The 15309-nt window shown below is 49.8% G+C and carries 16 protein-coding genes and 1 riboswitch; of the genes, 6 read left to right on the top strand and 10 right to left on the bottom strand.

The features are described 5' to 3' along the window. Positions 1-11: 11 nt before the first annotated feature. Positions 12-1253 (top strand): sporulation integral membrane protein YlbJ, encoded by a 1242-nt coding sequence (ylbJ, locus tag LX24_RS02965; RefSeq protein WP_166510645.1) that lies wholly within the window; start codon positions 12-14, stop codon positions 1251-1253. Positions 1254-1330: 77 nt separating this feature from the next. Here the strand turns inward: ylbJ and LX24_RS02960 are convergent, their stop codons facing one another. Genes LX24_RS02960 through rsmD form a run of 3 tightly spaced genes read right to left on the bottom strand, consistent with a single transcriptional unit; the run spans position 1331 to position 2867 of the window. Continuing rightward, positions 1331-1783, bottom strand: a complete 453-nt coding sequence (locus LX24_RS02960; protein ID WP_166510644.1) for an ATPase — start codon at positions 1781-1783, stop codon at positions 1331-1333. 21 nt (positions 1784-1804) lie between these two features. After that, positions 1805-2281 carry a pantetheine-phosphate adenylyltransferase gene (gene coaD / locus LX24_RS02955; protein WP_166510643.1) on the bottom strand — a complete coding sequence of 159 codons (477 nt, stop codon included), beginning with the start codon at positions 2279-2281 and terminating at the stop codon, positions 1805-1807. 28 nt (positions 2282-2309) lie between these two features. Further along, positions 2310-2867: a 16S rRNA (guanine(966)-N(2))-methyltransferase RsmD gene (gene rsmD / locus LX24_RS02950; RefSeq protein ID WP_243131588.1), complete on the bottom strand. Its 558-nt coding sequence runs from the start codon at positions 2865-2867 to the stop codon at positions 2310-2312. A 186-nt stretch (positions 2868-3053) separates the two neighbouring features. Here rsmD and gpr point away from each other — a divergent pair, with 186 nt between their 5' ends. Further along, positions 3054-4004 (top strand): GPR endopeptidase, encoded by a 951-nt coding sequence (gene gpr, locus LX24_RS02945; protein WP_166510641.1) that lies wholly within the window; start codon positions 3054-3056, stop codon positions 4002-4004. 126 nt (positions 4005-4130) lie between these two features. On the opposite strand, the gene LX24_RS02940 is transcribed toward gpr, so the two are convergent. Together LX24_RS02940 and recG are read right to left on the bottom strand one after the other, a co-directional pair. Continuing rightward, positions 4131-4388 carry an alpha/beta-type small acid-soluble spore protein gene (locus LX24_RS02940; RefSeq protein ID WP_166510640.1) on the bottom strand — a complete coding sequence of 86 codons (258 nt, stop codon included), beginning with the start codon at positions 4386-4388 and terminating at the stop codon, positions 4131-4133. A 104-nt stretch (positions 4389-4492) separates the two neighbouring features. Next, complete coding sequence (gene recG, locus LX24_RS02935; RefSeq protein WP_279233168.1) at positions 4493-6742, bottom strand: ATP-dependent DNA helicase RecG; 2250 nt, start codon at positions 6740-6742, stop codon at positions 4493-4495. On the opposite strand from recG, the gene rpmB reads away from it, so the two are divergent. Continuing rightward, complete coding sequence (rpmB, locus tag LX24_RS02930) at positions 6683-6874, top strand: 50S ribosomal protein L28 (RefSeq protein WP_166510639.1); 192 nt, start codon at positions 6683-6685, stop codon at positions 6872-6874. The two genes, recG and rpmB, sit on opposite strands and share 60 nt — an antisense overlap. A gap of 176 nt (positions 6875-7050) precedes the next feature. Here the strand turns inward: rpmB and LX24_RS02925 are convergent, their stop codons facing one another. The 5 genes from LX24_RS02925 to ribD are packed head-to-tail and all read right to left on the bottom strand — an operon-like array spanning position 7051 to position 11658. Beyond that, positions 7051-8091: a nicotinate phosphoribosyltransferase gene (locus LX24_RS02925; RefSeq protein ID WP_166510638.1), complete on the bottom strand. Its 1041-nt coding sequence runs from the start codon at positions 8089-8091 to the stop codon at positions 7051-7053. An 8-nt stretch (positions 8092-8099) separates the two neighbouring features. Next, complete coding sequence (gene ribH, locus LX24_RS02920) at positions 8100-8570, bottom strand: 6,7-dimethyl-8-ribityllumazine synthase (RefSeq protein WP_166510637.1); 471 nt, start codon at positions 8568-8570, stop codon at positions 8100-8102. Positions 8571-8609: 39 nt separating this feature from the next. Next, a complete protein-coding gene (locus LX24_RS02915; protein ID WP_166510636.1) occupies positions 8610-9830 on the bottom strand; it encodes a bifunctional 3,4-dihydroxy-2-butanone-4-phosphate synthase/GTP cyclohydrolase II in 1221 nt (406 codons plus the stop codon). 45 nt (positions 9831-9875) lie between these two features. Continuing rightward, a complete protein-coding gene (locus LX24_RS02910) occupies positions 9876-10544 on the bottom strand; it encodes a riboflavin synthase (RefSeq protein WP_166510635.1) in 669 nt (222 codons plus the stop codon). A 1-nt stretch (position 10545) separates the two neighbouring features. Further along, on the bottom strand, positions 10546-11658 hold the full coding sequence (ribD, locus tag LX24_RS02905) for a bifunctional diaminohydroxyphosphoribosylaminopyrimidine deaminase/5-amino-6-(5-phosphoribosylamino)uracil reductase RibD (protein WP_243131586.1): 1113 nt from the start codon (positions 11656-11658) through the stop codon (positions 10546-10548). 177 nt (positions 11659-11835) lie between these two features. Continuing rightward, a riboswitch (FMN riboswitch) is annotated at positions 11836-11965 on the bottom strand. 324 nt (positions 11966-12289) lie between these two features. Here ribD and LX24_RS02900 point away from each other — a divergent pair. The 3 genes from LX24_RS02900 to LX24_RS02890 are packed head-to-tail and all read left to right on the top strand — an operon-like array spanning position 12290 to position 15252. Continuing rightward, positions 12290-13492 (top strand): quaternary amine ABC transporter ATP-binding protein, encoded by a 1203-nt coding sequence (locus LX24_RS02900; protein ID WP_207706505.1) that lies wholly within the window; start codon positions 12290-12292, stop codon positions 13490-13492. Then, positions 13482-14312, top strand: a complete 831-nt coding sequence (locus LX24_RS02895; protein ID WP_166510632.1) for an ABC transporter permease — start codon at positions 13482-13484, stop codon at positions 14310-14312. Before LX24_RS02900 ends, LX24_RS02895 begins: the two co-directional genes overlap by 11 nt. Before the next feature lie 58 nt (positions 14313-14370). Beyond that, positions 14371-15252: a glycine betaine ABC transporter substrate-binding protein gene (locus LX24_RS02890; RefSeq protein WP_166510631.1), complete on the top strand. Its 882-nt coding sequence runs from the start codon at positions 14371-14373 to the stop codon at positions 15250-15252. Positions 15253-15309 lie beyond the last annotated feature (57 nt).

Here is a 15309-nt window from a genome sequence, read left to right as displayed (position 1 = left end):
AGTGATATCTTTTGCCAACCCGTTATTACCCCAAAATACCAATCAAAAGGAGCGAACTGCCCGGCCTTTTCTGGACGGTACTGGCAATTTGCTTTGTGCTGGCCATGGTCACCCAGCCCAAAATAACCTTTCAAGGTGCCACCATGGGACTGAAGACCTGGTGGGAGATAGTATTCCCCTCTTTATTGCCTTTTTTTATCGCCTCGGAAATTTTAATGAAGCTGGGGCTGGTACGATTTATCGGTGTTTTGCTGGAACCGGTGATGCGGCCACTTTTCAACGTGCCCGGCGCCGGAGGGTTTGTGATGGTAATAGGCTTCACTTCCGGTTATCCCATTGGCAGCATGGTCACCGCCCAGTTGAGACGCCAGGGACTGTGCACCCGGCTGGAGGCAGAGCGGTTAATGTGCTTTACCAACAACTCATCCCCTTTGTTTATGCTGACTGCCGTGGCGGTGGGCATGTTTGGCAAGCCCGAGCTGGGTGTGGTTATTGCAGGTTCGCACTACCTGGCCAGTATTATGCTGGGGTTGGGGTTACGTTTCTATAGTCGTGGTGAACAAGCTCGTACCCTCTCAACAAGTATCCAACCCTGGTCAGTACGCGGCGCTTTCAGAGCAATGCTACAGCACCAGCGCAATGAGCGTGAGCCCCTGGGCAAGCTATTGGGAGAAGCGGTGACTTCCTCCATCACCAAGCTCATCAATATTGGCGGCTTCATCATATTGTTTGCCGTAATTATTCGTATATTGAACGAGGCCGGTGTAATCAACAAGATTGCTGCGATCATGGGCGTATTGCTGGTTCCTCTGGGATTTGCCCCGGACATACTAAACGCACTGGCCAGTGGTTTTTTTGAAATGACCATTGGCACTAAAATGGCATCCGAGGCAGCGGCAACAGAACTGCAACAGTTAATGGCCGTAGGCATGATTCTAGGCTGGAGCGGTCTCTCCATCCATGCCCAAGTAGCCAGTATGATCGCCCAAACTGACCTTCGTATGGGACTTTTTTTAACCGTCCGCATAGCCCATGCTTTTCTGGCGGCATGTTTTACCTGGTTGCTTTATAAACCCGTAAGCACAGCAAACCCTCTAACCATGCCCGTAACAGCACATCTTTCCAGTTGTTCCTATCCGGCACTGACTGTTACGGTTTATTCAATATTATCCATGGTGGTCATGCTGATGCTTTTAATTTTACTGGCTGTTTTTTATCGCATTGTTTTATTTATATTCATAAATAAAAGGTAAAACTTTATAAAATAAAAGCGCCGAAACCAGATACAGTTGGTTCGGCGTTTTAATCAATATTATATGTAGCTAATCGATCAGTCTTTTTTCATACCTTTTAATTCGGCCCTGTTTTCTTGTACTTGTTCCAATATGCTGTTTAGCTTTTCTTCCAACTGGCCCAACATTTCATCGGCATAATCCATGGCACCTTGTTTGATTTGCCTGGCGATTTCCTCGCTGCGCAAACGAATTTCCTCGCTCATCTCGTGGGCTTTGCGGGTAATTTCCGAATCTATGGCTTTCTTCTCCAGCTGCTTTTCTGCATCTTCAATTATACGTACAGCTTCGCGCTTTGAATCGGTGATTACTTTATCCCTTTCCTGAAGTATCCACTTGGCCTGGCGAAGTTCTTCAGGCAATGTTGCTCTGATACGATCTAAATAATCAAGCAACTTGTCTTCATCCACCAAAACCCGTTTGGTCATGGGAACTTTGGGGCTGCTTTCTATTAGTTCCTCCATTTCATTGATAACATTAAACAACTCCAAAACAGGCACCTCCCCCACCCGTTATTTGAATTTGCTCCGCAGCCGCTCCTGGATCACCGGCGGCACCAAATCCTTTACGCAACCACCAAATGATGCCACTTCCTTAACAGCACTGGAACTGATAAATGAAAACTCGGCCCTGGTCATTAAAAAAACAGTTTCCACCGCAGTCTGCAGCTTCTTATTGGTCAGCGCCATCATAAATTCATTTTCAAAATCAGATATGGCCCTTAAGCCCCTGATAATAACCTGAGCATCCTTTTCCTTGGCATAATTAACGGTTAGGCCGTCAAAGGTGTCTACCACCACATTATAAAAAGGTTGGGTCACTATTTTAAGCATGTCCAATCTTTCTTCGATTGAAAAAAGTGGCTTTTTACCCGGATTTAATGACACTGCTACAATTAATCTATCAAACAAAATGGCCGCGCGTTCTATTATATCCAGATGTCCGTTGGTTACTGGATCAAAACTTCCCGGGTAAACTGCTATTCGCAAAAACATTTCCTCCTCACGTAGGTTTGTATTATTTTGATTGTAATTGATAAAAAACCAACGCTGTATCGCCATATTTTACCCGGCGCCACAGCCGGTACATACCGGCCTGGTCCGGCATCTCCTCATCCGCCCCAACTTCCAAAACAACAATACCATTTACATGCAAAACGGGACATTTATTTAAAATATTCAACACGCCCGCCGCCAGTCCCTGCCTGTATGGCGGATCAGCAAATATAATATTAAAGGTCTTTTGTTTATGCATTGCCATCGCCAGCGCCCTTTCCGCATCACCCAGAAAAACTTCGGCACCGGCACCAAGTCCGGTAATAGCTATATTATCCTGTAATATACGCATTACCCTGGCGTCCTTTTCCACAAATAAAACCCGGGCGGCTCCGCGACTGAGTGCCTCTATACCAACCCCGCCGGTGCCGGCATATAGATCAGCAAAATAACTGTCCGGCAACAGGCCGCCGATGATATTAAACAAAGATTCTTTCACCCGGTCCGCCGTAGGCCTGACCGGAAGTTTACCGGGGGATTTCAGTCGCCTTTTTTTGGCCTTTCCGGCAATTACCCGCAAAACTATCCTACCTTTCGTTGCAATCTTTTTAATTATACCACAAAAAGACTTTAGCATGTAACAATTGCGGCTGTATACAAAAAAATACGCATATAATTAATGAAACCGGTAAATATATTTTCCAAGAGCCCGGTTATATACTATATACGCAATAATAGTCAAGCTGGTAAAGGTGAGTGAAATTATATGGACAGTAAATTTTTACAATCAATGAATATATCACTGGATCTGGCCCTGGAAGCCAGGGAAATCATCCGGGGGGAAACCGGCCAGGAGGTACCCGGAGTACGGGTTGATAAAGAAACCTATGATTACGCCACGGTGACCACAGTTCATATAGAAGACAACAACGCCCAGGTAATCATGGGTAAACCAGTGGGTAAATACATAACCATTGAAGCACCGGTGATCAAGGAAAACAACCAGCAGGCCCACCGGGAAATAGCTCAAATTCTGGCTGAGCAACTTAAAAAGCTGTTTAACTTACCCATGGAGTTAAATGTTCTGGTGGTTGGGCTGGGGAACTGGAACGCCACACCGGATGCTTTGGGACCCAGGGTAGTGGAACAATGTTTGGTGACAAGGCACTTATATAACTATGCCCCCCAGGAATTACAAGGAGGCATGCGACCGGTAAGTGCCTTGGCTCCGGGTGTATTGGGGATCACCGGTATAGAAACAGCCGAAATAATCCGGGGTGTAGTGGAGAAAACACGTCCTTCGTTAATCATCGCCATTGACTCTTTAGCTGCACGCAGCGCCGATCGTATTGCCACCACCATACAACTAGCTGATACCGGCATCAACCCGGGGTCAGGTATCGGTAACAAAAGGGCCGGCATTAACCAGGAAACCATGGGGGTAAGGGTCATTGCCATTGGAGTACCCACCGTCACCCATGCCGCCATCATAGCCCAGGATGCCATTGAAAAATATATTCAAAGCACCGGCGGCGAGCCCAAGGATACCAGCACCATCATCAAAAACCTGCTGGAACCGTTGGGCGGTAACCTTACCGTCACACCCAAAGAGATTGACACTTTAATTGATGACACGGCTCAGATTATTGCCGGTGCCATCAACATGGTCATGCATCCCGGCATCAGTCCGGAAGATTATGCTTATTACCTGCACTAGACCAATAAATACAAAACAAGCAGGTTACCGCTTGTTGCAAAGCCCTCTGTCAAGTGGCCTTACCATGATTAAGCTTTGACCAACCACCTGACAGAGGCTTTATTAAGATCTATAATCCATTAACCATTAGGGAGTAGGATTCTGGTTGGTAACCTGCGGAGTAGCAGGCTGCTGACCCTGGGCCAAACTTTGTTCGTAAGCAGCGATCATCTTCTTGACCATGTTACCACCAATGGCCCCGTTTACCCGTGAAGGAAGATCCCCCATATACCCGCCCTGGGGAATCTGGACACCCAGTTCACCGGCAGTTTCCCACTTAAATTGTTCCATGGCCTGGGCAGCTTGCGGTATTAACTTGCGGTTTGTTTTTTGGCCTTGTGCCATTTTACTGTCACCTCCTTCGCTGTTGTTAAATCTAGTATGTGACTTTTTAAATCATTTATAAGCGGTACATTTTGCCCGCTTTGGTTTGGATATATTTAATAATTTCAACCTATATGGTAATAGCCGCCTCCCCTTTGGCTATAGCGTTCCAGGGCAAGCCTCAGATAATGGTACTCCCCTGCTCGCAGTTCCGGGTCGGCATTGACCAAGGCCATGGCCTGGCGGCGGGCGGCCTGAAGCAGATCCCGGTCTCTAATTAAATTGGCCAGTCTGAACTCGGGCATACCGGATTGCCTGACACCTGCAATATCCCCCGGTCCGCGAATTTGCAAGTCCTTTTCCGCCAGGTAAAAACCGTCCTGGCTAAACTTCATGGCTTTGATACGTTCCGCCGCTTCACGGGAACGCAACCGGGCCGATAAAATACAGTGGGCCTGGTCACCGCCCCGGCCTACCCGTCCCCTTAATTGATGCAATTGGGCTAAACCGAAACGGTCGGCATCGACAATCACCATCACACTGGCATTGGGTACATCCACTCCCACTTCAATAACTGTGGTACTGACCAGCACATCCACCTGCCCGGACCGGAATTGCTGCATCACCTGCTCCTTATCCGCCCTTTTCATACGCCCGTGCAGCAAAGCTACCCGGTAGCCGCGCAATTCATTTTCAATTAATTTTTGATACAAATTCTCCGCCGCCTGCAGGTCCAAATGTTCCGACTCCTCCACCAGCGGGCAAACTACATATGCCTGGCGGCCTTCAGCAACCTGCCGGGCTACGAATGAAAACACCCGGGGCAATTCCCCGGGAGCAACATAATAGGTACGCACGGGTTGTCGACCTGGGGGCAGGGCATCAATTACGGACATATCCAGATCACCGTAAGCTGTCATGGACAAGGTGCGCGGTATGGGGGTGGCAGTCATGATCAGTAAATCGGGGCAAACACCTTTTTTTTGCAAACTACCCCGCTGTCTTACCCCAAAACGATGCTGCTCGTCAATTACCACCACCGCCAACTTATTAAATACCACGTCATCCTGAAGCAAGGCCTGGGTGCCTACAACAATAGACAGCTCACCCATGGCTATTTTCTCCAACATTGACCGGCGGTCTTTCACCGGCATGCCACCGCTTAACAGGGCCACCCGCACGCCCAGAGGGGCCAATGAACGGTTAAGGGACAGGTAATGCTGCTCAGCCAACACCTCGGTGGGTGCCATAAGTGCCCCCTGCAACCCGCTTTCCACCGCCTTCAGCAACGTCAATATCGCCACCACCGTTTTGCCCGAACCTACATCACCCTGAAGCAGCCTGTGCATCGGGTGGGGACTTTCCATATCCTCCATAATCTCTCGTACCACACGACGCTGGGCGCTAGTTAGGTTAAAACCAAGACCGGCAATATATTTTTTGATTAATTCATTTGACGGCCTGTAACGATAAGGCTTTTCTACCCGCACTATATTACGCCGCAGGAGGGCTAATTGCAATTGAAATAAAAAGAGCTCCTCAAAAACAAAGCGTCGCCTGGCCCGCTCGGCCAGGGCGTGGCTGTCCGGAAAATGCACTTGTTTCAGCGCCTCGGACAGTATCATCAAGTCTTCTCCATCCAACACCCGGCGGGGTAAAAACTCCCGGTAGTTTTGAAGCCATTCTTCCAATGCCCCGTGGATAAAGGTTCGCAGCATACGCTGGGTAACACCGCCGGTGGCCGGATACACCGGCACGATCCGCCCGGCATGTAAAGAATCACCGCCGGTGGTGATTATTTCAAAATCATGCACCTGCACCTCAAGATTACCAAAACCCTTGACCAGTTTTCCACTTATATACATACGGGTACCGGGTTTTAACATCTTTTTAATATGTACTCGATTAAACCATACTGCATAAAATAATCCCCGGTCACCTTCCATGGCCGCTTTGGTGACCGTTAATTTGGGACGGGGACGGTTTTCCTGGCAGCTTATCACCCGGCCTACCACCGTTACCATATCACCGGGTTTTCTTTCGTAAAGGGAAATCAACCGGCTGCGATCAATATATTCTCTGGGAAAATGGTATAGCAAGTCATGCACGGTATACACGTTGAGCCGGGCCAGTTGCTCGGCCCGGCGGGGGCCAATCATTTTCACATGTTTTACCTGAGTTACATAGGGATCTCCGTTAATCATATCATTCACCACATTCTTTTCAGCATGATGAGCTGCCGTGTAAGCTTTTCTTGCACAGCTAGCCGATATCTGATAAAATGAAAAGGTGTTGTAAAGGAGGAGGTGTTGACTATGGCCAGGAAATGCGCAATTTGTGGTAAAGGTGTTGTTGTAGGCATGAAAATAAGCCACTCCCACATCCGCACCAAAAAAACCTGGGCACCCAATCTACAAAGGGTTAAAGCCATTGTTAATGGCTCACCACGTAGAATAATGGTATGTACCAGGTGCCTCCGCAGCGGAAAGGTTCAACGGGCCATATAACTTTAAGCAACTCAATATAGTTTAAACAATAAAACGGCGCAAGCCGTTTTTTACTTTTTATAGTGACTGGTTAAAAGTATATTGACCCGATACTTGTGCGGTGCCTGCTATAAAGCAGGCACCGCATTATTTTTAAACGGTTTTATTTATCTCCCCGGATCGTTGCTTTAATAAAATTACAACACCCTGTGCATACGGGTCGTACCTGTCAGTCCCGGAATACGACCCCGCTTGGCCACCGGTCGACCGTTTATTTCCTTGATGTCCATGGTCATATCAATGGCCGGGGCGCGGGATATATAGCTGCCCACGCCAAAAGAATCGGCACCGGCTGCGATTAATTGGATTATCCGCTCGGGGGTGATACCGCCGGACACAAATATTTTCACCTGGGGATATCCCGCCTGCCGCAAGCGGGCTTTTACTTCCTGCACCAGCGCCGGAGTAACACCACCGCGTTCGCTGGGGGTATCCAGTCTAATACCCTGCAAATCATTTCCCAGCGCCTCCGCCAGCCGGAGCGCTTCCTCCGCCTCATCCTTAAATGTATCCACCAGCATAATCACCGGTGCATCCGGGGGCATTGCCTCACGGTAAGCCCGGGCCACTTCCACGGTATCACCCACGATCAACATCACGGCGTGGGGCACCGTACCCCGGGGTTCTTGCCCGGCCAGCTTGGCCCCCAGTATACAGCTCGCTCCATCGGCACCACCAATGATGGCCGCCCGTTCCATTACGGGCGCCACCGCCGGGTGCACATGGCGGGCACCAAAGCTAATCATAGGATAGTCGCCTGCCGCCTCCCGGCATTTGCGGGCTGCAGTGGCCCAACCGCTGGAACTGGCCAGCATTCCCAGCAAAGCTGTTTCGTAGATGCCAAAGTCATCATACGCGCCAACAATGCGCATGACCACTTCCTTTTCTTTAATGTCGGACCCTTCGGGTACGGCCCATACTTCCACAGGCAGTCCGGTTAACAGGTTTTTAACTTCCTCCACACCGGCCAGGATACCTGGCCGGCTGGCAAAAACTTCTGCTGTTACCATAGTCCGGTCCAGGCCCAGGTGTCTTAGTAGTTGCCTGGTACGGATAAAGTAAATATCAGTGGTCAGGCCCCGGATGATTTCATCGTGGTTGGCAGAAAACAGTCGCCGGGCCGGTGGCACCTTATACGCCGCCACCTCGTCCATGTTTTGTAGTGTTCGTTCATTCATCGTTTTGGTCACACCCCAAGCGCTTTGTTTAGATTGGCCATTTCAATGGCCGTTACTGCAGCATCCCAACCTTTATTGCCTGCTTTGGTCCCGGCTCGCTCAACGGCCTGCTCAATGGTATCCGTGGTAACAACACCGAATATGGTGGGAACACCGGTATCAAGGCCTACCTTGGCTACCCCTTTGGACACTTCGGCAGCCACATAATCAAAATGCGGGGTAGCTCCGCGGATAACTGCACCCAGGCAAATTACCGCGTCATATTTGGCCATATCTACCATACGCCGGGCTACCATAGGTATTTCAAAGGCACCGGGTACCCAGGCCACTTCCACATCCTGCTCGGCCACGCCGTGGCGGTATAAAGCATCCAGTGCCCCGGTCAACAGCTTATTGGTAATGAATTCATTGAAACGTCCCACTACAATACCGAACTTCAGGCCTTGTCCCACCAGGTGGCCTTCGTAAAACTTAGGCAACTAGAATCCTCTCCTCACGTTTTTAAAAGTTGTGTATGTTTAGGAAGATTTTTTATTCACATCTTCAATGGATAGCAGGTGCCCCAGCTTGCGCTTTTTGGTACTGAGATAGAATTTGTTTTCCCGTCCGGGGCAAATCTCTATCGGTACCCGGCCCACCACCTGCAGGCCGTGCCCTTCCAGGCCGGCAATTTTCCTGGGGTTATTGGTCATCAGTCTGATTTTTTTCAAGCCCAGGTCCGCCAGTATCTGTGCGCCAATGCCATAGTCCCGCAAATCGGCCGGGAACCCCAGTGCCTCGTTGGCTTCCACTGTATCCTTACCCTGATCTTGTAGTTTATATGCCCTGATTTTATTAACCAGACCGATACCCCGGCCTTCCTGGCGCATATACAGCAGCACACCGACACCTTCATCTTCAATCATCTCCAGCGCCCGGGCCAGCTGGTCACCGCAATCACAGCGGGAAGATCCAAAGACATCACCAGTCAAACATTCGGAGTGTACCCTGACCAGCGGTGCCGTCACACCGGCCAGGTCTCCCTTGACCAGGGCAATATGCTCTTTTTTATCCAGCAGGCTTTCATAAGCCACCGCCATGAATTTACCGTATTTGGTGGGCAGTTTGGCTGAATCCACCCGGCGAACCAGCTTTTCATGCCGGCGCCGGTATTCAATTAAATCGGCAATGGTCACCAGTCGCAAGCCGTGGGTTTTACAAAACTCAATCAATTCCGGAACCCTGGCCATGGTACCGTCTTCTTTCATAACTTCGCAGATAACCCCGGCCGGGTAAAAACCGGCCAGGCGCATTAAATCCACAGCTGCCTCGGTATGACCGGCCCGCCGCAGTACACCGCCCTCCTTGGCCCGTAACGGGAATATGTGTCCCGGACGCCTGAGATCTTCGGGCTTGGTATTGGGGTCAATTAACGCCTGCACGGTGGCCGCCCGCTCATGGGCAGATATTCCTGTTGTGGTGTCTTTGTGATCCACGGATACGGTAAAGGCAGTACCATGGGCATCGGTATTATGGGTAACCATAGCCGGTAAATCAAGTTCATCCAACCTGGCCCCGGACATGGGTACGCAGATTAAGCCCCTGCCATAGGTAGCCATGAAATTGATGACCTCGGGGGTAGCCTTTTCGGCGGCTATAATAATATCCCCTTCATTTTCCCGGTCTTCATCATCAACCACCACGATCATTTTACCTTGTCTGATGTCCTCGATGGCCTCTTCAATGGTGCTGAATATCATTTTTTTCATCCTTCCGTTGATTAATTACAGGCAGCCACAAATTATTTAAAAATACCCGTATTCCGCCAGAAACTCTGCAGTTATACCGCGCTGTGTTTTTTCCACGCCGTCATTTTCCTTTCGCCCGGCAATACCCATCCAGCGTTCCACGTATTTACCAATGAGATCCCCTTCCAGGTTAACCCGGTCCCCCGGTTTCTTTTGACCCAAAACAGTAGCCCGGGCGGTATGGGGTATTAAGGAAACTATAAACGATTCTTCATCATGGTCCACCACCGTAAGGCTTGTTCCATCTACAGCCACAGAACCCTTTTTAACAATGTAATGCATTACTGCCGGTGGCGCGGCAATAGTTATCAAAGTGGCAATATCATGTTTTTCCATGCGGGTAATTGTCCCCACACCATCAATATGACCACTGACCAAATGCCCACCCAACCTGTCTCCGAGCCGCAGTGCCCGTTCCAGGTTAACCGGGTCACCCGATTGCAATGCCCCCAGGTTGGTTTTGGCCAGTGTTTCGGCCATTACATCGGCGGTAAATGCCCCCATATCATATGAAGTCACCGTAAGGCATACACCATTCACGGCAATACTGTCGCCCAACTGTATACCATCCATGACCAGGCCGGCCTTGATTTTAAGCCGGGCTGAATCCGCACCCCGGCGCAGGGAAATGATTCGTCCTTTTTCTTCTACCAATCCGGTGAACATTTTAATCACTCCGTTTTAACACGTAACCTTCTATACAAATATCTTCTCCATAACGATTTAACTTGATGTCTTTTAAGGATATTGCATCCCGCAAGGCGGCTATACCGGGACCACCCACCGGGCCCGGTGCGCCGGCACCGCCAATTAATTTAGGAGCCACAAACCAGTAAACTTTGTCCACCAGGTTGCCCGCAATAAAGGACCCGTTAACTCCGGCGCCCCCCTCCACCAGCAGGCTGGTGATTTCACGACGCCCCAGTTCTTTTAACAATGCCGCCAAATCAATACCGCCTTCACCACCGGGTATCTCAATCACCCGGGCACCGGCTTCCTTTAACCGGAACAGGTTTTCCACCGGCGCATTGGGTGCGGTAACTATAATGGTGGGGGCCGGGGAAGCCTGGGTAATTACCCGGGCCGTCACCGGCGTACGGGCTTTGGAATCCAGTACTATCCTGACCGGGTCTTTGCCGCCCCCTTCCGGCAACCTAGTGGTAAGGGAGGGGTCATCGGCCATTACGGTGCCCACACCCACCAGTATGGCGTCATAAATATTTCTCAGCCGGTGAACATATTCCCTGGCCGGTTGGCCGGTAATCCACTGGGACTCCCCACTGGTGGTGGCTATTTTACCGTCCAGGCTCATGGCGGTCTTTAAAGCCACAAAGGGCAAACGGGTAGTGATGTACTTTATAAATACCTCGTTTAAGCGGCGGGCATCCTCCTCCAGCACACCACAGGTCACCTGTATGCCGGCTTCCTGCAATCTTTGAGCACCACGGCCTGCCACCAGCGGATTGGGGTCGGTCATAGCCAGCACCACCCGGCCAACCCGGGCCTTAATTATCGCGTCAGTGCATGGCCCGGTGCGGCCATGGTGGCAACACGGCTCCAGCGTAACATATAATACAGACCCGGCGGCCAATTCCCCGGCCTCTCTTAAAGCATGTATTTCAGCATGGGGCGTGCCGGCTCTGGCATGATAACCCCGCCCCACTACCCGGCCATCTTTAACCACCACGGCACCCACCATAGGATTGGGATTGGTGCGCCCCATGGCCCTGGCCGCCAGCTCCAAAGCCAATTGCATGTAATGTTGGTCCCCAGCGTTCAACCACTCACCCTCTCCCGCTTTAGAATAAAAAAACTGATCATAAAAGCCGACTTCAAAATACCGGCTCATTAAAACTAAAAACCCTGAAGAAATAAAAAAATCTTCAGGGCAATAAAAACAAACTTAAGCAAGTATATATTACCCTACTGCCGGGGCAATATAAACCCGCTGGACATAAACAACCTTCTCCCATCCAGACTTTACTGTCGGCCCCGGAATTGCACCGGATCTGCCCCGTGGGGCTCGCGGGCTTGGATAGTATATCCTCACCGCCGGTACGGAATTTCACCAGTCCCTGAAGGTTTATATTATTTACTTTTAATTATAGTAACATGCATTATGCATGTCAATATTCATGATAAATTATAAGCAGCCGCTTAAATTGTATATTCTGGAGACAACCGATGATAACACCTTTGTTTATTATTGGTGAATTAAAATGATAACTGCTATTTTCTAGACAATTAATAAAGTATTTGATAGAATTAAAAGAGCTGTGACAACTTAGTTGAACCAACCGGTTTGCTGCCACACCCGTTATTATCAATTGGATGGCACAGATTTAATTTTTATGCACCGGTATTAGTGAAGTTAAATCAAAACATCTACTTATTTGAAAGGCTGAATGCTAATGGCTAAAGTAACAGTTAAGAACCTGGTTAAAATTTTCGGCGACCATCCGGGCCGCGCCCTTAAGATGTTACAAGAGGGAAAAAGTAAAGAGGAAATACTGGAGTCCACTAAAAACACCGTTGGCATCTATAATGTTTCTTTTGAAGTCGAAGAGGGTGAAACCTTCGTGTTAATGGGCTTGTCCGGCAGCGGCAAATCCACCCTGTTGCGCTGCATCAACCGGCTCATTGAACCCACCAGCGGCCAGGTACTCATTGACGGAGAGGAAATAACGGGTGTTGATGAAAACATGCTCAGGGAAATACGACGCCAAAAGCTGGGCATGGTTTTTCAGCGCTTCGCCCTGTTTCCACACCGTACAGTGGTGGATAATGTCGCCTTTGGACTGGAGATCCAGGGGCTTAGTAAAGAAGAACGCCTGGCTAAGGCCACCAAGGTTTTAGAAGTGGTAGGATTGAAAGAATGGGAAAACAGCATGCCCGATCAGCTTAGCGGAGGTATGCAACAAAGGGTGGGACTGGCCCGGGCGCTGGCCAGCGACCCCGATGTGTTGTTAATGGACGAAGCCTTCAGCGCCCTGGACCCGCTGATTAGAAAAGGTATGCAGGATGAATTGCTTTCATTACAAGCAACATTGAATAAAACTATCATTTTTGTTACCCATGATTTGGACGAGGCCCTGAAAATAGGAGACCGCATCGCGCTGATGAAAGACGGAGCCATTATTCAAATCGGCACCCCGGAGGAAATTCTTACCAGCCCGGCCAATGACTATGTAGAAAGGTTTGTCGAAGATGTGGACATGTCCAAAGTACTTACGGCCGAAGGGGTTATGAAAAAGCCCGATACAGTAATAACCTCCAAGGATGGGCCCCGCACCGCCATGCGCAGAATGCGGGAAAACGGTATCTCCAGCATATTCGTGGTGGGCAAGGACAGGCGACTTATTGGACTGGTTATGGCGGATGACGCCCTCAGGGCAGCTGAAGAGCACAAGGAAAACCTGGACGATATTATTTTGAAAGATACCCCCCGGGTATCCCCCGACACCCCGCTGGCGGATCTAATCCCGCTGGTGGCACAAGCCAAGTACCCCATCGCAGTGGTTAACGAGCAAAACTACCTGCAGGGTATTATTGTACGGGGGTCCGTACTGTCTGGCATGATCCGAAAGGGGGAAAAGGGAACAGATGCTGCCTAAATTTCATATCGGGCAATGGGTTGATTCACTGGTGGTGTGGGCCACCGACAACTTAACGCCGCTGTTTGACGCCATTGTTGTGGTTATACAATTAATTGTAGGTAACCTGGCCTGGGCGTTAACTGCCACTCCTCCCTGGGTGATCATCATCTTATCAATACCCCTGGTATGGTTTTTGACCAACTGGAAAACCGCCGCCGGTACATCCCTTGGCCTGCTGCTCATCTATGATTTACAAATTTGGGGACCATCCATGAATACCCTGGCCATGGTTATCTCGGCCACCATTGTGGCGCTAATAATAGGCATTCCGCTGGGTATCTTGTCGGCACGCAGTGACAATGTCCATAAAATTATTATGCCTGTGCTGGACTTCATGCAAACCATGCCTCCCTTTGTCTATCTGATTCCCGCTGTACTGTTTTTTGGCACAGGTGCGGTGCCGGGGCTGATCGCCACGGTGGTCTTTGCCATGCCGCCCGCCATCCGGCTTACCGGTTTGGGTATCCGGCAAGTCCCTGTGGAGCTGGTGGAAGCCGCAGAAGCATTTGGTGCCACCCCGTTTCAAAAATTAGTCAAAGTACAGCTACCCGTGGCCATGCCCACCATCATGGCCGGCATCAACCAATGCATTATGCTGGCCCTTTCCATGGTGGTCATCGCCGCCATGATCGGTGCCGGTGGTTTGGGTTCAGAAGTGCTGCGCGGTATTCAGCGTTTGGACATACCTGTGGGCTTTGAGGGCGGCCTGGCCATTGTAATTATTGCCATTATACTGGACAGGATCACCCAGGGCTTTGGCAAGAAGCGCAGCCGTTAAATATACCAGGCAATTTATTAAATAAAAGGGATTAATAAAAAAGGAGGAGATATAAAAAATGCGCAGGTTTTTCAAAGTTATGCCACTGGCAGTGGTGCTGGTACTGCTGACAAGCGTGCTGTTTGGCTGTGGTGGCGGAGGTGGCGATGCAAAAGGTAAAATCGTCGGTATTGAGCCCGGTGCCGGGATTATGAGTGCCACTGAAGCAGCTATTGAACAGTATGGACTGGACTTTCAGCTACAGGACAGCAGCAGTGCGGCCATGGCGGCATCCCTCAAAAGGGCTATTGATAATGAAGAATGGATCGTAGTAACCGGATGGACGCCACACTGGAAATTTGCCCAGTGGGATCTAAAATACCTGGACGACCCCAAGGGGGTTTACGGCGGTGAAGAAGAGATTGCCACCATTGCCCGCACAGGTTTGAAGGATGACATGCCGGAAGTCTATGAAATTTTGGACAAATTTTACTGGGCACCCGCAGACATGGAAGCGGTTATGCTGGATATCCAGGGCGGCATGACCCCGGATGAAGCTGCCGAAAAATGGATTGAAAATAACCAGGACAAAGTTAATGCATGGTTGCCGGAACAAGAGGCCGCCGAAAAGGGTAAAGTAACCCTGGGCTACGTTGAATGGGATTCCGAAATAGCCAGCACCCACCTGGTTAAAAATGTTCTGGAGAAGGCAGGCTACCAGGTTGAACCGGTGGCCGTGGACGCAGGGGTTATGTGGACAGGGATTGCCAACGGTGATTTTGACGCTATCGTTTCCGCCTGGTTACCCTTAACCCACGGTGATTATTACGCTAAAGTTAAAGATAATGTAGATAACCTGGGTCCCAACCTGGAAGGTGCCAAAATAGGCCTGGTGGTACCCACCTATGTGACCATTGATTCCATAGAAGAACTAAACGATGTAAAGGACAAATTCCAATAAACTGTCCTAATGTGCACTTAAAAGGCGGCTTACAGGCCGCCTTTTTTATACCGGGAT

The sequence above is a fragment of the Desulfallas thermosapovorans DSM 6562 genome (assembly GCF_008124625.1).
In the GTDB taxonomy this organism is placed as follows: domain Bacteria; phylum Bacillota; class Desulfotomaculia; order Desulfotomaculales; family Desulfallaceae; genus Sporotomaculum; species Sporotomaculum thermosapovorans.
Note: the sequence above shows the minus strand (reverse complement) of the source record. Positions and strands in the feature narration are given on the sequence as shown.